A 26,599-nucleotide genomic window follows, 5' to 3' on the forward strand; every position below is an offset into this window, starting at 1 on the left:
GCTCCATTACAACGCGGGGCTTGAGGTTGGGGGCGTTGCCAGTGCCGGATCGGGTTCGTCGATAACGAAGCGCGGCGCGTGGCGGAAGAAATCGAAGATGAACAGCCCTACACCCGTGGCGAAGATAGATGCAGTGGCCACCAGCATCAGGAAGTGCACCTGGATCTTCAGTTGCACGTCCAGGTAGCCCATGCCGAGGATGCGTTCGAGGTAGACCTGGGCGATACCGGCGGTGGCGAATGACAGGGTCATGCCGAACATGCCCGCCATCTGCATCCAGAACGCCCAATAGCCGATGCTGCTGCCTTCCTCGTTGCGCCGGGTCATGCTCGGCAGGGCATAGGTGATCATCGCCAGGATGATCATGACGTAGGCCCCGTAGAAGGCCGCGTGGCCGTGCATGGCAGTAATCAGGGTGCCGTGGGTCCACTTGTTAACGTCGGGAAAGGTGTGGGCCAAGCCGAGCAGACCGGCTCCGAACAGGGTAAATATCGCGCTGCCGAGGGTCCAGTGCAAGGCCAGCTTGTTGGGGTGGGCGAGCCCGGAACGGCGTAACGCGTTGTAGGCATACATCGCCATGCCTACCAGCGCCAACGGCTCCAGCGCGCTGAATACGCCTCCGATCGGCAGCCAGTAGCCCGGCACGCCGACCCAGTAATAATGGTGTGCGGTACCCAGGATGCCGGCGATGAAGACCAGACCGACGATCACGTACAGCCACTTTTCCATCACTTCACGGTCGGCGCCGGACAGCCTGATCAGCAGGTAGGCGAGGAAGGCGCCCTGGATCATCTCCCAAACACCTTCGACCCACAGGTGGATGGTCCACCAGCGGTAGTAGATGGATACCGTGTAGTTTTCGTAATGCAGCAGGGCCGGAACATACAGCACCGCGGCGCTGCCCAGGCCAAGTAACAGTACGCCTTCGGTCGTGGTGAAGCGCCCGGATTTCTTGATCGTCATGCCGATGTTATAGAGGAAGATCAACATGCAGATGACGATCACGATTTTGTGCGGCAGTGGTTGTTCGAGCAACTTGTTACCGGTGCCATAGCCGAACAGGTAGCCGATGACCGCAGTGACGCCCATGGCCGTCCACAAGCCGAGCTGGATGTACGCCAGCTTGGTGCTATGCAACTCAGTGCGCGACTCGTCCGGCACCAGCCAATAGGTAGCCCCCATAAATCCGGTCAGCACCCAGACGATCAACAGGTTGGTGTGGATGACCTTGGTCACATCGAACGGCAGGAACTGCAGCAGTGGGTCCGGCCCCAGGTACTTCGCCGCCGAGAGCAGACCGAAGACTAGTTGCAGGCCAAACAGCACCATGGCAACGGCGAAATACCAGTAGGCGACGGATTGAGATCTGTAGCGCATGGTCATCCCCTGCGATCAGTTGCGGCGTTGCGAGTGAGGCAACCGGCGGTTACTGGAAGGACGCCAGGTAGGCGACCAGTTGGTCGATCTGTTCGGGCGTCAGCGATTTGGCAAAGGTGTTGGGCATGAAGGACATGCCGTCAGCTGAATACATGTCGCCCGGATGGAGGTAGGCGCTCGGCGTGATTATGGATTCGCGGATGAAACCTTCGACGTCCTCGGCGCTGCCCTTGTAGTCGGGTGAGGCGATGACCTGTTTGGCCCGGCTGGCCAGGCCGGCGAGCGTTGGTCCGGCGAGGTTGACCCCAGGAGCGATGGAGTGGCAGGCGCTACACACCGGAGTGGCCGTGCGAAACAGCGCCTCGCCGAGGGCGATCGGGTTTTCTTTGCCGGAGACCGGACGGGCGCCGGGTGGCAGCTGACCGCCGGGTTTTGTCGAACCGGAGAGGTCCTGTTGTGCCACCGAGAGGTCTGTGCCCGGGATCGACGAGCCAGTGACCAGAATCGGTCGTGGCGGCCAGCCATTGTTGTCGACCTTGCTCACCCAGTCGAGGAAGGCAATCAGCCCGGCGATTTCATCGTCGGCGAGGTTCAGGTTTGGCATCAATCGGCGATGGCGCTGCTCATCGTAGAACTTTGAGGGATCCTTGAGGAAGGCCGTGAGATAGGGGGCGCCGCGCTGCTGGGCGATTTTCGTCAGGTCCGGGGCGTAATAGGCGCCCTCGCCGAACAGGGTGTGGCAATTGATGCAGTTGTACTGGTGCCAGACATCTTTGCCGCGCGTGACTTGCGGGGTGATCTGCTCGGCATTGGTCAGTTTGGGGAACTGTCGGTGACTGTCGACTGTAAGGCCAAGAAACACAACAACAGCGATAGCGGTCGATATAAGGGCGAACGAGCGTGTTTGTCGTTTATTCATAGCCAACTCTCTAGACGCCGATGCCGGTCCAATAGGTGATGCCGATAAGCCCGGCATAGACGATCGCGCCGGCCATCAGCGCGAGAATCACGAAGCTGACTATCTTCAGTGCTTTTTGCACGGCTGCATTCCTGGTTGAACGTGCAGTTGGAAGGTGCCTGGCAGATCGCTGCTGCTGTGCCTCTTGAGGCTAGCAACCTCGATTTGCGGTTTGCAGACTATTGCCTGAAAGCCGAGTTAAGAAATTGGCGAATAGACGGAATGGATATTCACATTGGAACCCGCGTCCGCCTGTTGCAGGAGCCATGGTTGAATGTAATGAAGTAAAGATGAAGGTAGTTAAGCTTTACGCCACTGTCCAGAAACGTGGTGGGGGCGCACTTGATGGCCTGTTCACTTTTATAGAAAAGATTGAAGCCTGAATTCATAGAATGACTGGGCATTAGCTGCCGGAGCAAGCCGGCTCCTTGGGGCGAGGTAAATTGCAGCACTTAGCAGCTCTGGCGACATCGATGATGATCCAGATCAAGATTAGCTGCCGTCTTAGCCGCTGTGATTGGCGCCGATTCAGCCAGTCGAAGATCCTGGGTTTTCGCAACATGCCGGCCTATCGTAAAGCCTCAACCCATGATCGATTCGAGGTCCACCATGCACTTCGCCTACAGCCCGCGCACCGAGGCGCTACGTCAGCAGCTGCGCACTTTCATGGACGCGCATGTCGTGCCGCGTATCGGCGCCTGGCATCAGGCGGTCGGCGCCGGGCAGTTCCCGGTGCCGTTCATGGCCGACCTCAAGGCCTTGGCCCGTTCCGAAGGGCTGTGGAACCTGTTCCTGCCGTCGCTGCATGCGGACGAACCGGGCACTGCCTTGAGCAACCTGGAATACGCGCCACTGGCGGAGATCATGGGTCGCGTGTCCTGGGCTTCGGAGGTGTTCAACTGCAACGCGCCAGACACCGGCAACATGGAGTTGCTGCACCTGTTCGCCACGCCCGAGCAGCGTGCGCGCTGGCTGGTGCCGCTGCTCGACGGCGTGATCCGCTCGGCCTTCGCCATGACCGAGCCGGATGTGCCCTCATCAGACGCCAGCAATATCCAGACCCTGATCCGTCGCGAAGGTGACGATTACGTGCTCAACGGGCGCAAGTGGTTTATCACCAATGCTTCGCACCCTGATTGCAAGCTGCTGATCGTGATGGGCAAGACCGACCCGGACGCCGACGCCCATCGCCAGCAGAGCATGATTCTGGTGCCGTTCGACACGCCTGGGGTGGAGCTGCTGCGCAATATCCCGGTGATGAACCACATTGCCCCGGAAGGCCATAGCGAGCTGCTGCTGCGCAATGTGCGGGTGCCGGTCGGCAATCTGCTGGGCGAGGAGGGTGCGGGCTTCATGATGGCCCAGGCGCGCCTCGGTCCGGGGCGCGTTCACCACTGCATGCGCTCGATCGGCATGGCCGAGCTGGCCCTGGAACTGATGGTCGAGCGCTGCCAGGAACGCAAGGCTTTCGGCAAGTATCTGCACCAGTACGCCAATATCGGCGACTGGATCGCCGAGTCGCGCATCGAAATCGAACAGGCGCGGCTGCTGGTACTCAAGACCGCCTGGATGATTGACGAGGTCGGCGCCAAGGCCGCGCGCAAGGAAATCGCCATGATCAAGGCGCTGGTGCCAGGCATGCACACCCGCGTGGTCGACCGCGCCATGCAGGTCTACGGTGCCATGGGCCTGACCCCGGACACGCCGCTGGCCGACATGTGGACCACCGGCCGCGCCCTGCGCTTCGCCGACGGCCCGGACCAGGTGCACCTGCGCAGCATCGCGCGTATGGAACTCAAGGCCAGCGAAGCCACGCGGGGGGCAACCGCGGCCTATCTGACGCCATTCGGCAGAAGCTGAGAGACGCTGGCAGCCTGTGCGGTTAGTTGGTTAAGTTAAATTCGCAGGCTTGAACCTTATCTGTGGCAGGCCCGCCCTCGGGACGAAGTCTTTCGCCCGCACTACGACACCGCAACCAGGCAGCCCTGCGGCCGCTGAGCGCGCCTCCGTCAAGGTTCTGGACAGGCTTGAGCCCATGGATTAACGGATTAACCGTACAGGCCTAGGCGCACCTAAGGTTCCGAAGCCTGCTGCGCACGGGGCACCCTCATGGCGATAGACTGCTCGGGAAGAGTATGATCAGCGATGCAGCGTCTTCGGCGAGACGGGCTGGCGCCTAATCTGTGCCGCCCGCCCCAGAATGCGTGTCGACGGATTTTACAGGTCTATCCCGAGCATCTCGACGTGGGTTTACGGCACCTTGCCGCACTTTGACGCAACTTGACCTGTGTCAATAGAAAAAGAGGGCGTGGTGAGTACCATGCAAGCATATATTTCATTGTTGGCTTTAGATAACCCCATGAAGATCAATCGGTTTTTAACGAGCAGTCATCTGTATTCATGGAAGAACGCTTGCCTGCTTTTGCTGGTTTTGACATTGGCGACGCTTCAAGGCGTGCAAGCCAAGAGCTACGGCGAGATCGAGCAGCAGCGCATCGATCTGGTTTTCCCAAAGGCTGACAGCGCCTCCGAGCCGCAAGGCGAGTTCAAGGTGCGCACCCTGTCCAGTGGCGACGAGGTGCTCGGTTATGTGTTCCAGAGCCTGGATGTGGTCGATATTCCGGCCTATTCCGGCAAGCCGATCAACATGCAGGTGATCCTCGATACCACCGGCGTGATTCAGGACGCCTATGTGCTCGAGCACCACGAGCCGATCCTGCTGGTCGGTATTCCCATCTCCAAGTTGCACGCCTTCAACGCCAAGTACAAAGGCATTCAGGTCAACCAGCGGGTGGTGGTCGGCCGTTCCGGTGACCCCGATGCAGTGACTGTCGATGCGGTCACCGGCGCCACCGTTACGGTCATGGTGGTCAATGAAATAGTCATGCGCTCTGCCCGCGCGGTAGCTGTGTCGCTTGGTCTGGTCGAAGAGAATGCCGGGCTGGCGCAGAAGCCGGCCACCGTGCGCGAGGATATCTATCAGCCTGCCGACTGGGCCGAGCTGACCGGTAATGGTGCCATCCGCCGCCTGCACCTGACCCGCGGTCAGGTCGACGAAGCCTTCAAGGGCAGCGAGGCCGAAGGTGTCGACCAGGCGTCGACCGATCAAGTTGACGACACCTTTATCGACCTTTACACCGCTCACCTGAATGCTCCGACTATCGGTCGCAACCTGTTGGGCGACAACCAGTACCGCTTCCTCATGGAAGAACTCAAGCCCGGTGAGCAGGCGATTGCCGTGCTCGGCAGCGGCAAGTACTCGTTCAAGGGGTCGGGCTATGTGCGTGGAGGTATTTTCGATCGGGTGCAACTGCGTCAGTTCGGCGCAACCATCAGCTTCCATGACCGCGATTTCGAGCGTTTGAGCGATGTCTATGCCGAGGGCATGCCGGACTTCCGCGAGATGGCGATCTTTATCGTGCGCGAGCCCCATGGCTTCGATCCGGGCTCGCCCTGGGCCCTTGAGCTACTGGTGAAGCGGCAGACCGGACCGATCAGCGGCATCTTCAGCAGCTTCGAGCTGCCCTATCAGATGCCCGAGGAGTACCTTGAGCGGCCACAGCCGACTGCCGCCGAACTGGCTGCCGTCGAAGAAGCCAATCGGCCGCTGTGGCTGAATATCTGGTACCAGAAAAGTTTCCAGATCGGCGTGATCTGCCTGGCCCTGCTGCTGCTCACGGTGATCCTGTTCCTCCAGGATAAATTCACCCAGCGCCCGCATTTCCTCCATTGGCTGCGCCGTGGCTACCTGATCTTCACCGTGGTGTTCATCGGTTGGTATGCCCTGGGCCAATTGTCGGTGGTCAACGTGCTGACCTTCGTGCATGCCCTGGTGCAGGACTTCCGCTGGGAGCTGTTCCTCACCGACCCGATCATCTTCATTATCTGGACCTTCACCGCCGCCAGCATCCTGCTCTGGGGACGTGGCGTGTTCTGCGGCTGGTTGTGCCCGTTCGGCGCCCTGCAGGAGCTGATTAACGAGGCCGCACGCAAACTGAAAATCCCCCAGTACGAGCTGCCTTTCGCGCTGCATGAGCGGCTCTGGGCGATCAAGTACATCATCCTCCTGCTGCTGTTTGGCCTCTCTCTGGAATCGCTGGCCACCGCCGAGCGCTTCGCCGAAGTGGAACCGTTCAAGACCGCCATCACCCTGAAGTTCGATCGCCAATGGTGGTTCGTGCTCTATGCGGTGATCCTCCTGGTGATCAATATTTTCACCCGCAAGGTCTATTGCCGCTATGTCTGCCCGCTCGGCGCGGCGCTGGCCATTCCGAGCAAATTCCGTCTGTTCGACTGGCTCAAGCGGCGCAAGGAGTGTGGCAGTCCGTGCCAGTTGTGTGCCAAGGAATGCGAGATCCAGGCGATCCATCCCGACGGCCATATCAATGCCAACGAGTGCCACTACTGCCTCGATTGCCAGATGACTTATCACAACGACGACAAGTGCCCGCCGCTGATTCTCAAGCAGAAGAAACGCAGCAAAAAGGCCCCTGTCAGCGCCGATTTGATCCCCGTAGTGCAAGTAGTCGTGCCTGAACGAGCCCTATAACCGCGTGAGCGCGATAGTATTTATCTAGCCAAGGAGCAGAACCCGTGAGCGATAAAGAACCGAAGAACAAGCCGGCAATCGATAGTAAAGAGCAGACGCAAATTCTGGAAAAGGCCGGCTTGAGCCGCCGCGGCTTCCTTGGCGCCAGCGCCATGACAGGCGCGGCCCTGGTCGGTGCCACAGCGCTGGGCAGCGCGGTGATGACTCGCGAGTCCTGGGCGGCAGCGGCCAAGGACGCGAAGCAGAACTACAATGTTGCGCCGGGCGAGCTGGACGACTACATCGGTTTCTGGAGCGGCGGCCATCAGGGTGAAGTGCGCGTGCTGGGCGTTCCGTCCATGCGCGAGCTGATGCGCATCCCGGTATTCAACGTCGACTCGGCCACCGGTTGGGGCCTGACCAACGAAAGCCGCGCCATCATGGGCGACAGCGTCAAGTTCCTCAACGGTGACTGCCACCACCCGCACATCTCCATGGTTGACGGCAAGTACGACGGCAAGTACGTGTTCATCAACGACAAGGCCAACACCCGCGTTGCACGTATCCGCCTGGATATCATGAAGTGCGACAAGATGCTGACCGTGCCGAACTGCCAGTCCATCCACGGCCTGCGCCTGCAAAAGGTGCCGTACACCAAGTACGTGTACGCCAACGCCGAGTTCGTCATCCCCCATCCCAACGATGGCAAGATCTTCGATCTGCAGGATGAAAACAGCTACACCATGTACAACGTCATCGACGCCGAAAAGATGGAGATGGCTTTCCAGATCATCGTCGACGGCAACCTGGACAACACCGACGCTGACTACACGGGTCGCTATACCGCAGCCACCTGCTACAACTCCGAGAAAGCCACCGATCTCGGCGGCATGATGCGCAACGAGCGTGACTGGGTGGTGGTGTTCAACATCGAACGCGCCGAAGCGGCGGTCAAGGCCGGTAAGTTCATCACCCTGGGCGACTCCAAGGTGCCGGTACTCGACGGTCGTAAGAAAGGCGACAAGAACAGCGAGTTCACCCGCTATATCCCGGTGGCGAAGAACCCGCACGGCCTCAATACCTCGCCAGATGGCAAGTACTTCATTGCCAACGGCAAGTTGTCGCCCACCGTGTCGATGATCGAAATCGCCAGGCTGGACGACCTGTTCGCCGACAAGCTCAAGGATCCGCGCGACACCATCATCGCCGAGCCGGAGCTGGGTCTGGGCCCGCTGCACACCACCTTCGACGGCCGCGGCAACGCCTACACCACCCTGTTTATCGACAGTCAGGTGGTCAAGTGGAGCATGGCTGACGCCGTACGCGCCTACAAGGGCGAGAAGGTCAATTACATCAAGCAGAAGCTCGATGTGCATTACCAGCCGGGTCACATCCACGCTTCTCTGTGTGAAACCAGTGAAGCCGATGGCAAGTGGCTGGTTGCCCTGTGCAAGTTCTCCAAGGATCGCTTCTTGCAGGTCGGCCCGCTGCACCCAGAGAACGATCAGTTGATCGATATCTCCGGCGATGAAATGAAGCTGGTGCACGACGGCCCGACCTTCGCCGAGCCACATGACTGCACCATGGCTCGTCGTGATCAGGTCAAGACCAAGAAGATCTGGGATCGCGACGACCCGTTCTTCGCCCCCACCGTAGAGCGGGCGAAAAAGGACGGCATCAACCTGGTAACCGACAACAAGGTTATCCGTGACGGCAACAAGGTACGGGTGTACATGACCTCGATGGCACCGGCCTACGGCCTTACCGAGTTCACCGTCAAGCAGGGTAACGAAGTCACAGTGACCATCACCAACATCGACCAGATCGAGGACGTGTCCCACGGCTTCGTCATGGTCAACCATGGTGCGAGCATGGAAATCAGCCCGCAGCAGACCTCGTCGATTACCTTCACCGCCGACAAGGTGGGTCTGCATTGGTACTACTGCAGCTGGTTCTGCCATGCCCTGCACATGGAAATGGTCGGGCGCATGCTGGTCGAACCCGCATAAACTCGCACCGTCGCCCCGCTGTTGCGGGGCGTCGGTGCAGCCAGTGGCTGCCTTGGCGGGTGGCGGGCTGCTGGTAATTGGTACTTGCATAACAGGTAATTGGCTATCCGTATTACTAAAGCCGTAGCGCTCCATCAAGCAAGACGCGCAATGCCACGTAAGTGGGCATTGCTCCTATTCTGCTGGCTCCTCGGTCCTTCCGAGGTGTTGGCGCAGCCGTTAGCGACGCTGCCCCTGCAGGCCGTAGGGGAAGCACAGTGGCGACTGCCCGCCGGTGAATACCGCGGACAGTTTCGCATTACCACCCCGATGACCTTGAGTTGCGCGCCCGGCGCAATAATCGACGCTCAGGGCCAGGGCAGTGCCCTGACCATTCAGGCTGCCAACGTCAGCATCCAGGGCTGTACGCTGCGCAACTGGGGCCAAGACCTGACGGCCTTGAATTCCGGCGTATTTATCGAGCGCCAGGCCAGCGGTGCCCAGGTGCGCGACAGTCAGTTGTCGGGGCCGGGGTTCGGCATCTGGGTCGATGGCACCCCGAACGTCAGTGTGCTCAATAATCAGATCGAGGGCGATCAACGCATCCGCTCCCAGGACCGCGGCAACGGTATTCACCTGTTTTCCGTGAGCGGCGCCAAAATCATCGGCAATCATGTGTGGAATACACGCGACGGCATCTATATCGACGTGTCCAACGGCAATCGCCTCGAAGGCAACACCCTCGAGGATCTGCGCTATGGCATTCATTACATGTTCTCCAACGACAACCAGGTGCTCGGCAACATCACCCGCCGCACCCGCACCGGCTATGCGCTGATGCAGAGCCGCAAGCTGACGGTAATCGGCAATCGTTCCGAGCAGGACGAGAACTACGGCATCCTGATGAACTACATCACCTATTCCACCCTGCGCGACAATTTCGTCAGCGATGTGCGCAGCGGCTCGACCGGCGACAACATGATCTCCGGTGCCGAAGGCAAGGCGCTGTTCATCTACAACTCGCTGTTCAACAGCATCGAACACAACCACTTCGAGCGCAGCGCCCTGGGTATCCACCTGACCGCCGGCTCGGAAGACAACCGCATCGCCGGCAATGCCTTTGTCGGTAACCAGCAGCAGGTCAAGTATGTCGCCACCCGTACCCAGGAATGGTCGGTGGACGGCCGCGGCAACTATTGGAGCGATTACCTGGGCTGGGATCGCAACGACGATGGCCTGGGTGATGTGGCCTATGAACCCAACGACAACGTCGACCGACTGCTGTGGTTGTACCCGCAGGTGCGCCTGTTGATGAACAGCCCGAGCATCGAATTGCTGCGCTGGGTGCAGCGCGCCTTTCCGGTGATGAAATCCCCTGGCGTGCAGGACAGCTACCCGCTGATGCAACTGCCGACCACCGATCTGCTGCGAGCCAGCCCGGAGCCAACACCATGAATGCCGTCGAAATCGAAGGCGTCAGCCAGCAGTACGGCAGCATGACCGTGCTGCACGACTTGAACCTGTGTCTGGGCGAAGGCGAAGTACTCGGCCTGTTCGGCCACAACGGCGCCGGCAAGACCACCACCATGAAGCTGATTCTCGGCCTGTTGCAGGCCAGCGCCGGCAAGGTGCATGTGCTCGGGCGCAGTCCGAATGATTCGGTGGTGCGCCGTCAGCTCGGCTATCTGCCGGAGAACGTCACCTTTTATGCGCAACTCAGCGGACGCGAGACCCTGCGCCATTTCGCTCGCCTCAAGGGCGCCGCGCTGACGCAGGTGGACGAACTGCTGGAGCAGGTGGGTCTGGCCGACGCCATGAATCGGCGGGTCAAAACCTACTCCAAGGGCATGCGCCAGCGTCTCGGCCTGGCCCAGGCACTGCTCGGCGCACCGCGCCTGCTGCTGCTCGATGAACCCACGGTCGGCCTCGATCCCATCGCCACCCAGGATCTCTATCAGCTGGTCGACCGTCTGCGTCAGCAGGGCACCAGCATCATCCTCTGCTCGCATGTCTTGCCGGGGGTCGAGGCGCATATCAACCGCGCGGCCATCCTCGCCCATGGTCGGCTGCAGGCGGTCGGCAGCCTGGCCAGGCTGCGCGAAGATGCCGGTCTGCCGGCAGTGATTCGCGCCAGTGGACTGAAGCAGAGCGCGCAGTTGTTGCAACGCTGGCACGCCGCCGGGCATGAGGCGCGTTCGGTCGGCGTCGATGGCGTCGAAGTGGTCGCCATCAACGGCCATAAACTCGGCCTGCTGCGCCAGTTGCTTGGCGAGGGCGGGGCGCAGGACATCGACATCCACCAGCCGTCGCTGGAGGACCTCTACCGTTATTACATGGAGCGAGCGAGCACTGTGCCGAGCGCGGAGGGCAGAACATGAACCAGGTGTGGAATATTGCCCGCAAGGAATTGAGCGACGGCCTGCGCAATCGCTGGTTGCTGTCCATCAGTCTGCTGTTCGCCGTGCTGGCCGTGGGCATCGCCTGGTTAGGTGCGGCGGCCTCCGGGCAACTGGGCTTTACCTCGATCCCGGCGACCATAGCCAGCCTGGCCAGCCTGGCCACTTTCCTGGTGCCACTGATCGCGCTACTGCTGGCCTATGACGCCATCGTCGGCGAGGACGAGGCCGGCACCCTGATGCTGTTGCTGACCTACCCCCTTGGCCGCGGCCAGTTGCTGCTCGGCAAGTTCGTCGGCCATGGTCTGATTCTGGCGCTGGCCACCCTGATCGGCTTCGGCTGCGCGGCCCTGGCCATCGCCGTGCTGGTCGATGATATCGAACTGGGCCTGCTGGCCTGGGCCTTCGGCCGCTTCATGCTGTCGTCGACTCTGCTCGGCTGGGTGTTCCTCGCCCTGGCCTATGTACTGAGTAGCAGGGCCAGCGAAAAATCCAGCGCCGCCGGGCTGGCCCTGGGCGTGTGGTTTCTCTTCGTCCTGGTGTTCGACTTGGCTTTGCTGGCGCTGCTGGTGCTGAGCGAGGGCAAGTTCAACCCGGATCTGCTGCCTTGGCTGCTGCTGCTCAATCCTGCTGACGTCTACCGGCTGATCAACCTGTCCGGTTTTGCGGGCAGCGGCAATGCCGTCGGGGTCATGGCCCTGGGCGGCGATCTACCAATTGGCGGCCTGTTGCTGTGGCTGTGCCTGCTGCTGTGGGTCGGGGCGCCGCTGTTGTTGGCCTATCGGATGTTTCTGCGTCGGCCGACATGACTATCGGCTTGGCCATGCGCACGGCGTGCCCTTCAAGGCCTGTTTCAGCTATGGAGTTAGCAACGATGAACAACCTGTATATACGTACGGCGCGAACCCTGCTGGTGATGCTGCTTGGTCTGTTACTGGTGGCCTGCAGCGAGCCTGAGGAGCAACAGAAAAGCCTGGGCCCGGTAGCCTTCCACGACAGCGATGAGTGCCATGTGTGCGGCATGATCATCAGTGATTTTCCCGGCCCCAAGGGCCAGGCCGTGGATAAGTCCGGGGTTAAGAAGTTCTGTTCCGCCGCCGAGATGTTCGGCTGGTGGCTGCAACCGGAAAACCGTATAGGCACTGCCAAGCTCTATGTGCATGACATGGGTCGCAGTGAGTGGGCCAAGCCCGACGACAGCCACCTGATCGATGCCGCCAGCGCTTTTTATGTGATTGGTCTTGCCGACAGCGGGTTGAAGGGCGCCATGGGCGCGGTGCTGGCCTCGTTTGCCGATGAGCAGGCCGCGCAGAAACTGGCCACCATCCACGGCGCTCGGGTGTTACGTTTCGACGAGATCGACCAAGGCGTGCTGCAACAGGCCGCCGCCATGCAGCCTGCGGGCATGCACTGATTGCCATCCGTAAAGAGGAGATCCAAATGGGTATCAGCATCTGGCAATTTCTGATTGTGCTGTTGATCGTGGTCATGCTGTTCGGCAGCAAGCGCCTGCGCAGCTTGGGTTCCGATGTCGGCGGGGCGATCAACGGATTTCGTAAATCGATGGGCAGCGGCGATGCGCCGCAACAGCCGGAGTCGACCAAGCAGCCCTTGCCGTAGTTCACCCACCATGTCTGCCAGGCTAGGCGGTGTGCGAGTCTGTGCTGTTTGCGCAGGTTCCGCCGCACCACTAGCCCGGCCGCCGAACGTCCCCGCGCCAGGCGCTTTGTGCTTGGCCAAGTCGCAAAGCTGATCGCGGTCAAGTCGCCAAAGCCCTTCCTCCCTGTAAAAAGACCGTAACAGCTGGCAATTCCCACGCAGCTGTAATGCCCCGGCTGGTACTGCTGAATATGCTGCTTGCCGGTGCTTGACGATCTTTTTAGGAGGCTTGCAGTGCACGTTCTCGACCGGCGTACCGCCTTGAGTATCCCGCCTATCTGGCGTCTTGCCTTTCGCCCGTTCTTCCTCTGCGCCAGCCTCTATGCGCTGGTCGCGATCCCGCTGTGGGTGATGGCCTGGTCCGGCCTGTTGGCGGACTGGCAGCCAAGTGGTGGTTGGCTTGCCTGGCACCGACACGAAATGCTGTTTGGCTTCGCCAGCGCCATAGTGGCCGGTTTTCTGTTGACCGCGGTGCAGACTTGGACCGGTCAGCCGGGCCTGAGCGGCACGCGTTTGATGATGCTCGCTGGCCTCTGGCTGGCGGCACGCCTGGGCTGGTTATTCGGCTTGGCACCACTGCTGTTGATTCCGCTCGACTTCAGCTTCCTGCTGGCGGTAACCGCCCTGATGGGGCGGATGCTCTGGGTGGCGCGGCAGAAGCGTAACTACCCGATCGTGCTGGTGTTGAGCCTGTTGGCCGCGGCCAATGCCTTGCTGCTGGCCGGCCTGGCGTTGGGCGACGATGAGCTGCAGCGCCGCGGCGTGTTGGCCGGGTTGTGGCTGGTAGCGACGTTAATGGGCCTGATCGGCGGCCGGGTGATTCCCTTCTTCACCCAGCGCGGCCTGGGCCGGCTCAATGCGGTCAAACCCTGGGCCTGGTTGGAAATCGCCTTGCTGCTCGGCACCGGCCTGATCGCTGCGCTCTATGCCAGCGGGGTGGCCTTGCAGGCGCAGCCGCTACTGGCGCCGCTGTTCTTGGTGGTGGCTGGTGGCCACCTGTTGCGCCTGGCGCGCTGGTACGACCCGGGTATCTGGCGCGTACCGCTGCTCTGGTCGCTGCACTTGGCGATGCTCTGGCTGGTGGTCGCGACCCTCGGCCTGGCGCTGTGGCATGCCGGCCTGCTGGCCAGCTTCAGCCCGGCCTTGCATGGCTTGACCATGGGCGCGATGAGCGGGCTGATTGTGGCCATGCTTGCCCGCGTCACTCTGGGGCATACCGGGCGGCCATTACAACTGCCGGCGGGCATGGCCTGGGCCCTGGTGCTGTTCAATCTGGGTTGCGTGGCGCGGGTCTTCGTTTACCCGCTCTGGCCGCTGGCAGGGCTGTGGCTGGCGACCATCGGCTGGTCGCTGGCCTTGGCCATCTATGCCTGGCGCTATGTACCGATGCTAATCACGGCACGGGTGGATGGTCATCCGGGCTGATAGCTCGGGCTGAGTGTTGAATCCAGGTTGGCGATCTGTTGCGTCTACCGTTTGAGCATGCAGCGCCGCGCTGCCCAGTAATTGATATCCGGTTACCCGTGCTTGCGCATGGGTGGCCTTGCCGCTCGGCGCTGCCGAGCATCGGAGAAGCTAATGAAAACCGAATTTCAAGATCGTCTGGCCGTTGTCACCGGCGCCAGTTCAGGTATCGGCCTGGCGTTATGCGCCGCTTTGCTGCAGCGCGGCGCCAGGGTACTGGCAATGTCGCGCAGCCTGGGCGGCTTGCAAGGCCTGCAGGCGAGCCACCCCGAGCGCCTGTTCTGGCATGCTGGCGATGTCACCTCGAGCGAGGATCTGGCCAGCCTCGGTTTGCGCGCAGCGCAACTGGGGCAGGTGGATTATCTGGTACCCAACGCGGGTATCGCCGAACTGGCCGAGAGCCTCGACTTGAGTGCATTCGATCGGCAGTGGGCGGTCAACGGTGCCGGCGCCTTGAATACCCTGGCAGCGTTGCGTGACACCCTGGCCAGTCCCAGTTCGGTGGTGTTCATCAGCAGTTTTCTTACCCGTTCGACCTTTCCCGGCCTGGCCGCCTATATCGCCAGCAAGGCGGCGCTTAGCGCCCAGGCGCGCACCCTCGCGGTGGAATTTGCACCAGTCGGTGTGCGCATCAATCTGGTCTCGCCCGGACCCACGGCAACCGCTATCTGGGGCAGCCTGGGACTGACCGACGAGCAGTTGGGCGATGTTGCCGATACGGTCACCAAACGCTTGTTGCCCGGCCACTTTCTCGAAGCCGCGGCGGTGGCCAATGTCATCCTGTTCCAGCTGTCTCAGGGCGCCCGCGGCGTCTACGGTCAGGACTGGGTTGTCGATAATGGTTATACCTTGAGCTGAAGGGCGGCGCATTTCTGCATTGGCTGCACTTTTAAAGCATTAATATTGCTCAACAGGAGCAATAACATTCATTAGAGATAACTTAACACCCCCCTCACAATGCGTAGGCACTCATGCCTACGCGCCATCGTCTGTTGCGCCAATCCGACCGAGTTCTTCAAAGCGGCTGCGTATACGTGCGCTATGTCTGCTTGCTGGCGGTCGTGATTGCTCTCGCAAACACGCTGAATCCAGTGCCAAGCCATCTTGCTTCGACTGTCTGCAGCGATTGGTTCCAGCCTTGCCCTGTACTGGGCTTATGGCCTGCGTAGGATTCGCTATTGCAGTCCCCCAATGCCAAGCAGGAATAATGCAAGAACAGCTTCTCGACTGGTTCAAGTCTTTCGCCCCCGCACCGCTCAATGCCCGCGCCCAGGAATGGATGCGCGTCGCCATCGGTATCGCGCTCGGCATGTCGCTGTGCGTTTCGATCGGCGTCTGGTTGTTCGGTGCGCCGATCACCTTGCATATCGCTGCGCCTATCGCAGCCTCCGCCGTATTGCTGTTCGGCGCCTCATCCAGTCCGTTCGCTCAGCCATGGTCGGTCCTGGCGGGCAATATGTGCGCCGCCCTGATCGGCATCAGCCTGGGCTTGAGTGCGCTGGATGGTGTGACTGCGACTGTGCTGGCCGCCAGCCTCTCGCTCTTCTGCCTATTTGCCTTGCGCTGCCTGCACCCACCAAGCTGTGCGTTGGCCGTGTTGGCCGCCAGTGGTGGTCTTGGGGTCGACATGGGCTACGCCGTGCTCTATCCGGTGGCACTCAACTCGCTGTTGCTGGTGGCGGTAGCGTTGATCTACAACAACCTGACCGGCCACACCTACCCGAAACCTCGCCGATCCGGGGAGAACCGCCATCACACTCGCGATCCATTACCGGGCGAGCGCCTGAGCTTCAGCCGCGACGACATGGATCGGGCCCTCGAGGAGTTCGGCGAATATGTTGACGTCACCCGTGACGATCTCGAACGGCTGATCAAACAAACCGAAAAACATGCCTTGCGCCGCAGCATGGGCGAGATCAGTGCGGCCGATATCATGTCGCGCGATCTCTATTCGGCGGCGCCGGAGAGCTTTATCGAACAGGCTTGGCAGACCCTGCGAGAACACCGCCTGCGTTCGCTGCCGGTAGTGGAGGAGGGCAGTGGCAAGCTGATCGGCATTGTCACCCTGGTCGATCTGCTCAAACAGTTTCAGCCCAGTCAGGCGCGGGTCAATTTCGGCCAACTGAAGTACCTGCGCGGAACCAAGCTGCGCTCGATCATGAGTGCGCCTGTGGTTGCTGTGCAACAAGACGTTCATATGGTCGAACTGGTGTTCCTGCTCTCCGACCGCGGCCTGCACTGCTTGCCGGTGGTAGACGAGCACGAGCGGCTGGTGGGCATGATCACCCAGACCGATCTGATCGCGGCGCTATACCGCAACTGGCTCAAGCAGCTGCCGGATTGAGTCGTTCCTGGCTAGTTGTCGCGTCAGGGCTGGTGTGGCGGACTGCGCCATGGCGCTTCAAATATCGTAATCCCAGCGTGACCAGTCGAAGTCGTCCTGAGCCACTTCGCGCACCAGTTGCAGAGCACTGCGCAGGGCTGGATTGTCGGCCGCTCGGGGATAAACCAGATAGATCGGGTAGGAGAACTCCGGCGCCATTTCCACTCGTTTGAGGGTGCCTTCATCGATATGGCGCTGCACTACGCGGGTGCGGAAGTAACCGCGCCCGCCACATTGCAGCAGGTACTGCAGAGCGAGTGGCCCGAGATCGAAGGAGAGGGTGGTGCGGGTGTGTTCCGGCAGGGCATTGTCGTGCAGTTGGCGAAACGTCGGTCCCCAGTCGACATACATATAGGGCTCGGGGTTATGGGTCTGTACCACCTGGATCAACTTTTCCTCGAGCAATTGCTCAACCTGCAGGTTCGGCCAATATTCCGGCTGGTGGACCAATGCCGCGTCGAGCACGCCAAGGTCGAGTTGTTGCTGGAGCAGGCTGCCACTGGTTACTACACTGCGCACCGCATGTGCGGGTAGAACCTGGTGCAGACGCTGCACCCAAGCCAGCATCAGCGGGTTGCACAGACTTATCTCCGCGCCCAGGGTGAGCAGGTCGCCGGAGCCGCGTGGCAAAGGCAGATCCCGCCGCGCCGCTTCCCAGGTCTGCACCAACTGTGTCGCATAGGCGACAAAACGCTCGCCATCCGCAGTCAGCCGTGCCCCGGCGCGGTTGCGCACGAACAGCCGGCAGCTGAGTTGGTTTTCCAGGTTATGAATTCGCGCTGTCACCGCTGTCTGGGTGATATGCAGGCGCTCTGCGGTGGCGATGAAGCTGCCGCTGCGCATGATATCCAAGAAGGTGCGGGCGAGATCGATGTCCATTGCGTTGCTTCGCTTCAATTAAATTGATGTGAAGTCGCAGTGTATTTCATCTGGTGCAGATTTAGAGGGTGCACGCCCGCCGCGTGCAGTAGGCGGCTATCGAGTTGGAGTAGGACGCCATCGTGCTTTCGCCCAAAGCGCTGGGCTTGGTGAACAGCGCAATGACGTCCTCTAGGAGCCGGTTACTTGAGGCTCAGCACCCATTCGGCGAGGACCTTGGCTTCTTCGTCGGTGACCGGGTTGGCCGGCATCGGCATCGGGCCCCAAGCACCCTGGGTGCCATCCTTGATCCGGCCGGCCAGCAGCTCGACGGCGCCTTCGGTGTCGGCGTACTTGGCGGCGACGTCTTTCAGCGCGGGGCCGACCAGCTTCATGTCGACGCTATGGCATGCCGCGCAGGGCTTGCTCTTGAACAGTGCTTCGCCGGCTGCGGGGTCAGCCGCCAGGGCAGATTGCATACTCAGCGCAGCACCCAGGGCCAACAGCGGAATCAGAAACTTCTTCATGGTATTTCCTCAAGGCGAGTGACGCAGGAGATATGCAACCTGCGTCGATTGGGCTAGGTAAACGTTGTACCTAGGCCGTGATAGTGATGCGTTGCGGGGCCAGCTTTGGCCCGAGTCAGCTTATGGTGACAAACATTGGTGCAATGGCAGTCTGCTGCAAACGGTTCAAGCATAGTTTGGGGGCGCTTTTTATTGCTTGATCTCAATCAATAGATGCGCCTGCCACTATGCGCCTCCGCACCGCAGCGGTTCAATGCGGCTTATCATCTCAGACAACAGCGACCGGATAGAGTGCGATCTTGAAATGGGCTGCGGGCCAACTATAGCAGTCACCCTGGCCGGTCTCACTCAGTGCGAGGTGCCCTCGGCGAATTCGATCTTGTTGCCGACGTTGTACTTGCCCGAGGGTTTGTTCATCGGGATGCGTTTGATCTCCTCCAGAGTCTTGCTGTCGTAGATGATCAAGGCGCCGTCGCGATCCCAGACGCTGAGCAGCACGTAGCGGCCGTCCCGGGTGAACTCGACATGGGCGGCGTTCTTGCCGGGCATTGGCCGCAGGGTATGAGCGATCTTCAGGGTCTGCTTGTCGATCAGGTGCACCGCATCGTTGTTCGGGCCGAAGAATACGTCGGTCCAGGCGTAGGCGGAATTGACGTGGCTGCGCATGAAGAAGCCCGGTCCCTCGGTGGGAATTTCCTTGATCAGCTTCCAGGTCTGTAGGTCGAGCACCGAGATCAGCCCCTGACTGACGTTCGGTGTGGCGAACACCCATTTGTCGTCGCGCTTCCAGTAGATGCCCGAACCCAGGTGTGGCATGCCGGGCAGGGCAATGTCGATGACCGCCGCGCCGCTATCGAGGTCGATCACCTGGCCGCCCTTGGCTTTGCGCGAGGTGGCCAGGAGGTGGCGATAGTCCGGGGTGAAGGAGAAGTCGTCGAGTACGTCGCGGGTCTGGATGCGTCGCGGGATAAAGGTCGGCTCGCCGGCGTAGGACAGTTCCCAGACCTCCTGCACGTCCTTGAGTGCGACCACGAAGCTGTCGCGTGGTGGTGCGGTGTACACGGCGCTGACCCGCGACGGAGTGCCGTCCTGACCAAGCGTCGGGATATGTTTGACCAGCGACAGGTCGCGGGCATCCAGCAGCACCAGGTTGCCGGGCAGGTAGTTGCCCACCAACACCCAGCGGCCGTCGTTGCTCACCGCCAGGTTGCGGGTGTTCAGCCCGGCGCGCACCTCGGCGATCAGCGTCAGGTTGTGCAGGTCGTAGAGGCTGACCCAGCCGTCGCGCGAGGCGAAGTAGACGAAGCGGCCGTCCGGCGAGAACTTCGGTCCGCCATGCAGGGCGAAATGCGAGGGAAAGCGGGTCAGCGGCTCGAAGCGGTCGCCGTCGAGGATAGTCACATGGTGGTCACCAGCCTCTACCACCACGAACAGATTCAATGGGTCGGCGCCGTGCTGCGGGGTGCTCGGCAAGGTGTCGAGATTCGCGAGCAGGCGGTGGCTGGCGCGAATGTCGCTGTCGCTCCAGTTCGGCGCTGTGCTGGCCGGCTGGTAGAGGTAGCTGACCAGGTTGTCGATCTGCGCCGTGTCGAGAACATCGGCATAGGCGGCCATCTGGCTGGCCGGGCGACCATTACGGATCACCTCGCGGACCTCATTCGGTTTGATCCGCCCAAGGCTTTCCGGCAGTAACGCCGGTCCGGCACCGCCGAAACGGTTGGCGCCATGGCAGCTCTGGCAATGCTGTGTATAGAGCCGCCCGGCCTGCTCCAGGGCAGCCGCGCTGGGCGCCTCTTGTGCCGCGGCCTGGAATGAGCCGGCCAGCAGCAGGGCGAGCGCAATCAGTCGCATACAACCTCCGCCATTCTGCTCTGGTGGGACGGTGCGGCGCGCAGGCGTGCCGGGTATTCGATGCGCTGCTCGGCGAACAGGCCGACTACCTGGCCGATCACCGTCAGCGTCGGTGGGGTCAGTTGGTTGTCGAGGGCCATCGCCGGCAATTGCTGCAGGGTACCGCGCACCACTTGCTGGTCGGGCCGGGTGCCGTTGCCAATCAATGCCGCCGGGGTGTCACCGGGTAGGCCGGCGCCTATCAGGTTGCTGGAGATTGCCCCGAGGCTGGCCAGCCCCATGTAGAACACCAGGGTCTGGCCACTGTCGGCCAGGCTACTCCAGGGCAAGTTCAGCTCACCGTCCTGCTGCAGGTGACCGGTGATGAACTGGCAGGAGTGGGCCAGGTCGCGGTGCGTCAGCGGGATGCCGGCATAGGCGGTGCAACCGGCGGCGGCGGTAATGCCGGGCACCACCTGACAGTTGATGCCGCGTTCGAGGAGGAACTCCAGTTCCTCGGCACCGCGACCAAAGATGAAGGGGTCGCCACCTTTCAGGCGCAGCACCCGCAAATGCTGCGAGGCCAGATCGGCGAGCAACTGGTTGATTTCTGGTTGCGGCAGGCTGTGACAACCGCTGGCCTTGCCGACGTAATGGGTCTGGCAGCTGCCGGGTAGCAATTCCAACAGCGCGGGGCTGACCAGACGGTCGTAGACCACGGCGTCGGCTTGTTGCAGCAGGCTCCAGGCGCGCAGGGTAAGGAGGCCCGGATCGCCGGGGCCGGCGCCGACCAACGCGACTTCGCCAGGGGCGAGGGTGGCGCACAGCGAAGCGGGAAGTGTGATGGGCATATCCATGCGAACTCCTGGAATTATCGTCTGATAGAGCTGGGTGACGCTTCTGACCGGGGGCTTCGACAGCTGCTCAAAGCGTCACGCTGTCGATGTGGTGCACGGGTTGCAGGCCGATTTCCTTGTCGCTCAGGTAGCAGCCGGGGTCTTCGCCCCACAGGTCGCCTTCGGCCCAGGCGCGGGTGCGAGTGTTGCCGTTGCAGATCGACAGCCAGCTGCACTGGGCGCAGCGTCCGGTGACCGCTCGCGGGTGTTGGCGCAGTTGCGTGAGCAAGGGCTGTGGCTGATCCAGCCAGATTTCGCGGAAGGATTGCCGGCGTACGTTGCCGACGCTGTGCTGCCACCAGTAGGTGTCCGGGTGCACGTCGCCGATGTTGTCGATATTGGCGATGCCGCTGCCGGAAGCGTTGCCGCCCCAGGCCCGGAGCATGCCTTCGAGGCGTTCGCGGTGTTGTGGCAGGTGCGTCTCGACCCATTGCAGCAGCAGCACGGCGTCGGCGTCGTTGTTGCCGCTGACGAAGTCGGTCTCGCGGCCGTTCTGCACATCGTCCCAGGCCTGGGCGAACAATTGCTGCATGGCGTCGCGGGTCATCTGGTGATGGGCATCGGCCTTGCGACTGCGACTGCGCTTGCCGCGCCCGCTGTAGTTGAGGTGCGAGAGGTAGAACTTCTGCACGTCGTGCTCGCGCATCAGGGCCAGCAGTGCCGGCAGTTGCGGGTAGCTGTGCTGGGTCAGGGTGGTGCGCAGGCCGACGCGAATGTCGTGCTGGCGACACAGGTCGACGGCGCGCAGGGAGGCGGCGAAGCTGCCCTTGAGCTGGCGCCATTCATCATGCACGGCCTCCAGGCCGTCGATGCTGATGCCGACGTAGTCGAAGCGCGCGGCGGCGATCTGTTCGATGTTGCTCTCGTCGATCAGCGTGCCATTGGTGGACAAGGCGACGAAGAAGCCTCGGTCGCGGGCGTACTCGGCGAGTTGGAAGATGTCCTCGCGCAGCAAGGGTTCGCCGCCGGAAAGGATCAGCACACGCACCCCGGCGTCATGCAGGTCGTCGATCACCCGCAGGGCTTCGGTGGTGTCCAGTTCGTCGCGGAACGCGCTGTCGGCGGAGGTGGCGTAGCAGTGTTTGCAGGTCAGGTTGCAGCGCCGCAGCAGGTTCCAGATCACCACCGGCGGACGGGCCAGACCGGTGCCGCGGGCACCGAGCACGGGGGCGTTCGGTTCGGTCAGGGCACGCAGGTAATGGCTGATTCTCAACATGAGCGATATTCCTCGAAGAACGCAGCGCTCCCAGTGGGCGCATCACGCATGGCGCGTGGATCTAGGGTTGCAGCATCACCGAGGGAGAATTGCCGCTCCTTGATCGGAAACAATAAAGCGCGGCGAGGTGCCCAGGCGCAGGCCGGTTTTTTTCAGGATGCGACTGCTGACCAGCATCTCGTCGGCGCGGCAGGCAGCGCCGAGCAAGGTGCGGATCTGTTCGCGGTAGGCATCGATCTGTTCGGCGCTGCGGCCATGCACCATGGCGAACAGGTTGTAGTGCCAGTCCTCACGACGCGGGCGGCGGTAGCAATGGCTGACGAACGCCTGGGCGCCGATCAGCGGGCCGAGGCGGGCGATCTCGCTGTCGTCCACGTCCCATACGGTCATGCCGTTGTGCCGATAACCCAGACGATAGTGGTTGGGCACTGCGGCGATACGGCGGATAGCGCCATCGGCCTGCAGTCGTTGCAGCAGCGCCAGGGTCGCCTCGATGCTCAGCTGCAACTGTTCGGCGAGCCAGGCCCAGGGGTCTTCCAGTAGCGGCAGGCCGGCCTCGGTGAGTTCGACCAGGCGGCGAGTTAGCTGATCTTCAGACGGGGAAGTGCAAGCCGACATGGTAGGTCTCCTCCTTGGGTAGGTTGAGCACCGTCAAGCCAGTCTCGCTTTCGATGCGTTGCAGGGTGTCGAGAATGCCCTGCGGCGTTGCGCAGCCGAGCACGAACCACATGTTCCAGGCGTGTTCGCGGCGGTAGTTGTGCGCCACTTCAGGCATGCCATTGAGCTGCTCGGCGACTTCGTCGAAGCGCTGTTCCGGCACGGACAAGGCGGCGAGGGTGAAGGCGCCGCCGAGTCGTTCGATGTCGAACATCGGCCCGAAGCGGCTCAGGGTGCCGTCGTCCAGCAGCGCTTGTACGCGCTTACGCAGGTGCTCGGCGTCGCTGTCCAGTTCATCGGCCAGTGCCTGCCAGGGGTGGCGCACCAGGGGCAGGCCGAGCTGCAGGCGATTGAGCAGGCGCCGGTCGAGCTCATCCATGGCGCACCGCTTCGGTTGCCGCGGGTGCGTAACGGCCGCCGCATTGTTTGAAGGCGCGGCTACTGAACAGCAGTTGATGGGGCACCTCGCTCAGTTGCTGCTCGGCCAGCAGGCGCGCGATCTGCTGGCGCACCTGCTCGCGTTCGCGGCCATGCACCATGCAGAACAGGTTGTAGCGCCAATGCGGCAAACGCCGTGGGCGCTCGTAGCAGAGGTTGATGCCGGGTGCCTGACCGAGCCGCAGGCCGACGGCTTCGACCTGCTCGTCGGGAATGTCCATTACCAGCATGGCGTTGGCCAGAAAGCCCAGGGCGCGGTGTTTGAGCACCAGGCCGACGCGGCGAAACAGGCCATCCGCCTGCCACTGCTGCATCTGTTCGACTACCGCCGCTTCGTCGACGCCGATCTGTTCGGCGAGCACCTGGTAAGGGCGCGGCGCCAGCGGCAAGCCGGTTTCCAGCAGGCGGCGTAGGCAAATAGCCTGAGCGGGGGATAGCGCGTGGTTCATGGTAGATCCACCAAGGGAAAACCCAGGTCGATGCGATAGGCGTTACGCATCGGCAGGTCGAGTGGGCGCAGGCCGGAATCGGCTTCGATCTCGTCGAGCAGCCGGTCGAGGTGTGCACGGTCCGGGCCGGTCAGCACGAACCACAGGTTGTAAGCATGCTCGCGCAGGTAGTTGTGATTGACTTCGGGGTAGCGGCTGATGCGTTCGGCCACTTGTTCCAGGCGCGCCTCCGGTACCGCCAGCGCGACCAGGGTACTGGCGCCGGCGCGGCTGTGGTCGAACACCGGGCCAATGCGCGACAGGCTGCCGGCCGCGCGCAGCCGTTCGAGGCAGGCGAGCACTTCGGCTTCCGCGCAACCGAGGGTGTCGGCCATGACCCGGTAAGGTTCGGCGCACAGCGGCATGCCATGCTGGAAGCGCTCGATCAAACGGCTGCTGAGCGGATCGATGTTCATCCTATAGCCCTATCTGGTGAGCGCGACTGCTGAAGAAGATGCCGCTCGGGCTCGCCGCCGGCAAACGCTGGAGCAATTCAACCCGGTAGGGATCCCAGACCTGAATCTCGCCGCCGTCGCGCACCGACAGCCAGAGTTGGTCGCCGCGGGCGGTGAACTCCATGTGCAACACGGCGGGGCCGGGTTGCAGGTCGGCGATGATTTTATGGGTTTCGCTGTCGATGACCTGCACCCGGTGGTTGTCCGGGTGGGCGAAATTGACCCAGATCTGCCGGGCGTCGGGGCGCGCCATGACGAACACCGGCTGGCCGGCGACCTCGATGGCGGCGGTCTGCTGCCAGTTCTGCGAATCCATCACCAGCACCTGATGCCGGCCTACCGCCGGGACGAAGGCCTGATCGCCAGCAACCGCCCAGCCCTCCAGGTGCGGCATCTTATACACCGGGAGTTTCTGCTGGCCGCGGCCATAGTTGCCGAGTACCCGTTGGACGCCGCGTTCCGGGTGCCAGAGGTCGAGCTTGGCCATGCCGTCTTCGCCGAAAAGGCCGGCCAGGTAGTAGCGACCATCCGGGGTCAGCAACGCGTCGTAGGGCTGGTTGCCGACGTCGGTGAAACGACTGATCGCCGGGGTGTTGCCCTGGCTGAAGTCGGCGATCCAAATCTCGCCGGTGTCGAACAGGCTGAAGACGAAACGGCGATCGGGCGCATCGACCACCCCGACCACCCGCGAATGCTTGCTGCCGTCGGCCAGTGGCGTGGCGGGAATATCGGCCACCAGTGCCAGGGTTTGCGCATCGAAGACTTTGACGCCACCCGGCTCGTAGTTGCCCACGGCAATCAGGCTGCCGTCCTGGCTAATGGCACCGCCGATGCTGTTGCCGCCTTGGATCACCCGCTTGTCGAGGCGCATGCGCAGCAGGTCGATCTTGCTCAGGCCACCGTCGCGGCCGAAGACGTAGGCGTAGCGTTGATCGCGGGAGAACACCACCGAGGCGTGGGACAGGTCGCCCAGGCCCTCGATCCGCGCCAGGCTAGTCTGCTGGCTGCTTTCGATGATCTGCAGGCTGCCGGTGGCGCGCTCCACCACCACGCCCAGATCGCCGCTGCCACGCAGCGGTGATTGCGCGCAGGCGCTGAGCAACAGGCTGACCGCGGCCAGCAACAGGGTCGAACGAATCATGGCGTTGGGTATCCTTCGAGGAGGCGATCGACCAACCAGGCGATGTCCGGCTCACTGAGCAGGGCATTCCAGGGCGGCATGGCGGTGCCGGGGCGGCCGTGGGTCACGGTGGCGATCAGTAATTCGCGAGGTTTATTGGCCAGGGCCTGGCGGGTCAGGGCGGGGCCTAGCCCACCGGTCATGCGCAGGCCGTGGCAGGAACCACAGTCCTGTGCCAACAGGTTTTGCAGCTGGGCTTGGCGTTCGGCGCCGGGCGCCTCGGCCTGGGCCAGGGAAAAGGGTAGAAGCACCAGCAGAAGCTGTCCCAGGGCACGTGAAGCGGATTGGGCTAGCGGCATGGCGGTGGTCCCTAATGCAATGGGAGCAGAATGCAGTGGCGCTTGTTGAGGGGCCTTGACCCATATCAACTAGTACTGCGCCGACCGGGGTCGGCGCAGGGCAGGCTACTGCTTGAGCGCTTGGATGCCGGCTTCGGCGTCTATGCCCAGGGTGTAGCCCAGCGATACATGGTGGTAGCGCCCGGTGGCATTGTCGTCGTGGATGGCGAAACCGAAGTTGTAGGTCTTGCCCGATTCGAGGGTCACATCGCCCTCGCCACCGGCAAACTTGCGGGTGAAATCGACGGTCCAGGTGTTGCCGTCGAGCTTGCCGGTGGCGCCGACCAGAGCCTGGCCACCTTCCATGACCCGCTCCTCGGCGACATAGCCGTCGTAGGCCTTGTTCTCGCCGCTGCGCCACTGGTTGAGGTCGTAGAACACGCCGTTGGCCAGCGAGCCATCCTTGACGTACTTGGTCTTGTGCTCGTCGGCACCGGGCATGGTGCGTGCGTCGCCATGGCAACTGCCCCAGCAGCCGCCCTGAGAAGCCAGCTGAACCTGGTCGTTGGCTTCGAGCATGTAGGCGATTTTCACCGGGTTCTGCTCGTCCATCTTGGCTGCACCCGAGGCGGGTGGTTGCTGCCAGGTGAAGCGCAGATAAAGGTTCTCATCGTCATGGGCGGCCTGCACCTTGACGTCGATAAAAGGTGCCTTGCCGGCAATCGGCGTCGGCTCGAGCTTCTTGCCGCTGACAATGGTCTTGCCGATGTCGCTGGCTTCCTCGGAGTGACAGTCGGCGCAGGTCTCGCCTTTCCTCAGCGCCCGCGCACCGCCATGCTCGGTGCCTTTGGTGACCCATTCGACGGGCGATACGCCCGGGTAGAACAGGGTGATGTCGCTGGACTTGATCGAACTCCAGTCAGCCGGGGCTGCAGCCCAGGCGGGAACGGTGACGCAGGCGAGGCTGGCCCCGAGTGCGCAAGTCATCATACGTATGTTCATGCTGTTTTCTCCTAGCGGTTA

25 protein-coding genes are annotated in these 26,599 nt (G+C 62.1%); 11 read left to right on the forward strand and 14 right to left on the reverse strand.

Annotated features, from left to right (window positions below):
* Positions 1 to 6 precede the first annotated feature (6 nt).
* Positions 7 to 1,377, reverse strand: coding sequence for a cbb3-type cytochrome c oxidase subunit I (locus tag VCJ09_RS11545; RefSeq protein WP_324734424.1), 1,371 nt, complete (start codon positions 1,375 to 1,377; stop codon positions 7 to 9).
* 49 nt (positions 1,378 to 1,426) lie between these two features.
* A complete protein-coding gene (locus tag VCJ09_RS11550) occupies positions 1,427 to 2,296 on the reverse strand; it encodes a cytochrome c (RefSeq protein ID WP_324734425.1) in 870 nt (289 codons plus the stop codon).
* Positions 2,297 to 2,944: 648 nt separating this feature from the next.
* Between VCJ09_RS11550 and VCJ09_RS11555 the strand changes: the two genes are divergently transcribed.
* The 11 genes from VCJ09_RS11555 to VCJ09_RS11605 all read left to right on the forward strand — a co-directional run bounded on the left by VCJ09_RS11555 (position 2,945) and on the right by VCJ09_RS11605 (position 16,714).
* Positions 2,945 to 4,195, forward strand: a complete 1,251-nt coding sequence (locus VCJ09_RS11555; RefSeq protein WP_324734426.1) for an acyl-CoA dehydrogenase family protein — start codon at positions 2,945 to 2,947, stop codon at positions 4,193 to 4,195.
* A gap of 499 nt (positions 4,196 to 4,694) precedes the next feature.
* Positions 4,695 to 6,884, forward strand: a complete 2,190-nt coding sequence (nosR, locus tag VCJ09_RS11560) for a transcriptional regulator NosR (protein ID WP_324734427.1) — start codon at positions 4,695 to 4,697, stop codon at positions 6,882 to 6,884.
* Positions 6,885 to 6,961: 77 nt separating this feature from the next.
* Positions 6,962 to 8,872, forward strand: coding sequence for a TAT-dependent nitrous-oxide reductase (nosZ, locus tag VCJ09_RS11565; RefSeq protein ID WP_324734652.1), 1,911 nt, complete (start codon positions 6,962 to 6,964; stop codon positions 8,870 to 8,872).
* 150 nt (positions 8,873 to 9,022) lie between these two features.
* Entirely contained in the window at positions 9,023 to 10,306 is a 1,284-nt protein-coding gene (locus tag VCJ09_RS11570) for a nitrous oxide reductase family maturation protein NosD (protein ID WP_324734428.1), read from the forward strand.
* Complete coding sequence (locus VCJ09_RS11575) at positions 10,303 to 11,229, forward strand: ABC transporter ATP-binding protein (RefSeq protein ID WP_324734429.1); 927 nt, start codon at positions 10,303 to 10,305, stop codon at positions 11,227 to 11,229. Before VCJ09_RS11570 ends, VCJ09_RS11575 begins: the two co-directional genes overlap by 4 nt.
* Complete coding sequence (locus VCJ09_RS11580) at positions 11,226 to 12,056, forward strand: ABC transporter permease (RefSeq protein ID WP_079201946.1); 831 nt, start codon at positions 11,226 to 11,228, stop codon at positions 12,054 to 12,056. Before VCJ09_RS11575 ends, VCJ09_RS11580 begins: the two co-directional genes overlap by 4 nt.
* Positions 12,057 to 12,121: 65 nt before the next feature.
* Positions 12,122 to 12,661 carry a nitrous oxide reductase accessory protein NosL gene (locus VCJ09_RS11585; protein WP_324734430.1) on the forward strand — a complete coding sequence of 180 codons (540 nt, stop codon included), beginning with the start codon at positions 12,122 to 12,124 and terminating at the stop codon, positions 12,659 to 12,661.
* Between the two features lie 26 nt (positions 12,662 to 12,687).
* On the forward strand, positions 12,688 to 12,867 hold the full coding sequence (locus VCJ09_RS11590) for a Sec-independent protein translocase subunit TatA (RefSeq protein WP_324734431.1): 180 nt from the start codon (positions 12,688 to 12,690) through the stop codon (positions 12,865 to 12,867).
* A 273-nt stretch (positions 12,868 to 13,140) separates the two neighbouring features.
* Complete coding sequence (locus VCJ09_RS11595; protein ID WP_324734432.1) at positions 13,141 to 14,331, forward strand: NnrS family protein; 1,191 nt, start codon at positions 13,141 to 13,143, stop codon at positions 14,329 to 14,331.
* A gap of 153 nt (positions 14,332 to 14,484) precedes the next feature.
* Entirely contained in the window at positions 14,485 to 15,228 is a 744-nt protein-coding gene (locus tag VCJ09_RS11600; protein WP_324734433.1) for an SDR family NAD(P)-dependent oxidoreductase, read from the forward strand.
* Between the two features lie 349 nt (positions 15,229 to 15,577).
* Positions 15,578 to 16,714 carry an HPP family protein gene (locus VCJ09_RS11605; protein WP_324734434.1) on the forward strand — a complete coding sequence of 379 codons (1,137 nt, stop codon included), beginning with the start codon at positions 15,578 to 15,580 and terminating at the stop codon, positions 16,712 to 16,714.
* Positions 16,715 to 16,771: 57 nt separating this feature from the next.
* Here the strand turns inward: VCJ09_RS11605 and VCJ09_RS11610 are convergent, their stop codons facing one another.
* The 12 genes from VCJ09_RS11610 to VCJ09_RS11665 form a co-directional block, all read right to left on the reverse strand.
* Positions 16,772 to 17,632, reverse strand: a complete 861-nt coding sequence (locus VCJ09_RS11610; RefSeq protein WP_324734435.1) for a LysR family transcriptional regulator — start codon at positions 17,630 to 17,632, stop codon at positions 16,772 to 16,774.
* Between the two features lie 182 nt (positions 17,633 to 17,814).
* Positions 17,815 to 18,138, reverse strand: coding sequence for a c-type cytochrome (locus tag VCJ09_RS11615; protein WP_324734436.1), 324 nt, complete (start codon positions 18,136 to 18,138; stop codon positions 17,815 to 17,817).
* Positions 18,139 to 18,486: 348 nt separating this feature from the next.
* Positions 18,487 to 19,989 (reverse strand): nitrite reductase, encoded by a 1,503-nt coding sequence (locus tag VCJ09_RS11620; protein WP_324734437.1) that lies wholly within the window; start codon positions 19,987 to 19,989, stop codon positions 18,487 to 18,489.
* Complete coding sequence (cobA, locus tag VCJ09_RS11625) at positions 19,980 to 20,825, reverse strand: uroporphyrinogen-III C-methyltransferase (protein WP_324734438.1); 846 nt, start codon at positions 20,823 to 20,825, stop codon at positions 19,980 to 19,982. The genes VCJ09_RS11620 and cobA overlap by 10 nt, the downstream gene beginning before the upstream one ends.
* Positions 20,826 to 20,892: 67 nt before the next feature.
* Entirely contained in the window at positions 20,893 to 22,080 is a 1,188-nt protein-coding gene (nirJ, locus tag VCJ09_RS11630) for a heme d1 biosynthesis radical SAM protein NirJ (RefSeq protein ID WP_324734439.1), read from the reverse strand.
* Positions 22,081 to 22,155: 75 nt separating this feature from the next.
* Positions 22,156 to 22,698 (reverse strand): siroheme decarboxylase subunit beta, encoded by a 543-nt coding sequence (ahbB, locus tag VCJ09_RS11635; protein WP_324734440.1) that lies wholly within the window; start codon positions 22,696 to 22,698, stop codon positions 22,156 to 22,158.
* A complete protein-coding gene (locus tag VCJ09_RS11640) occupies positions 22,673 to 23,116 on the reverse strand; it encodes an Lrp/AsnC family transcriptional regulator (RefSeq protein WP_324734441.1) in 444 nt (147 codons plus the stop codon). Before VCJ09_RS11640 ends, ahbB (VCJ09_RS11635) begins: the two co-directional genes overlap by 26 nt.
* Positions 23,109 to 23,624, reverse strand: a complete 516-nt coding sequence (ahbB, locus tag VCJ09_RS11645) for a siroheme decarboxylase subunit beta (protein WP_324734442.1) — start codon at positions 23,622 to 23,624, stop codon at positions 23,109 to 23,111. Before ahbB (VCJ09_RS11645) ends, VCJ09_RS11640 begins: the two co-directional genes overlap by 8 nt.
* Complete coding sequence (locus tag VCJ09_RS11650) at positions 23,621 to 24,079, reverse strand: Lrp/AsnC family transcriptional regulator (RefSeq protein WP_324734443.1); 459 nt, start codon at positions 24,077 to 24,079, stop codon at positions 23,621 to 23,623. Before VCJ09_RS11650 ends, ahbB (VCJ09_RS11645) begins: the two co-directional genes overlap by 4 nt.
* A 1-nt stretch (position 24,080) precedes the next feature.
* Positions 24,081 to 25,259 (reverse strand): cytochrome D1 domain-containing protein, encoded by a 1,179-nt coding sequence (locus VCJ09_RS11655; protein WP_324734444.1) that lies wholly within the window; start codon positions 25,257 to 25,259, stop codon positions 24,081 to 24,083.
* Positions 25,256 to 25,597 carry a c-type cytochrome gene (locus VCJ09_RS11660; protein ID WP_324734445.1) on the reverse strand — a complete coding sequence of 114 codons (342 nt, stop codon included), beginning with the start codon at positions 25,595 to 25,597 and terminating at the stop codon, positions 25,256 to 25,258. The genes VCJ09_RS11655 and VCJ09_RS11660 overlap by 4 nt, the downstream gene beginning before the upstream one ends.
* Before the next feature lie 105 nt (positions 25,598 to 25,702).
* Complete coding sequence (locus tag VCJ09_RS11665) at positions 25,703 to 26,578, reverse strand: ethylbenzene dehydrogenase-related protein (protein ID WP_324734446.1); 876 nt, start codon at positions 26,576 to 26,578, stop codon at positions 25,703 to 25,705.
* Positions 26,579 to 26,599: the final 21 nt, after the last annotated feature.

This window comes from Pseudomonas paeninsulae, assembly GCF_035621475.1.
In the GTDB taxonomy this organism is placed as follows: domain Bacteria; phylum Pseudomonadota; class Gammaproteobacteria; order Pseudomonadales; family Pseudomonadaceae; genus Aquipseudomonas; species Aquipseudomonas paeninsulae.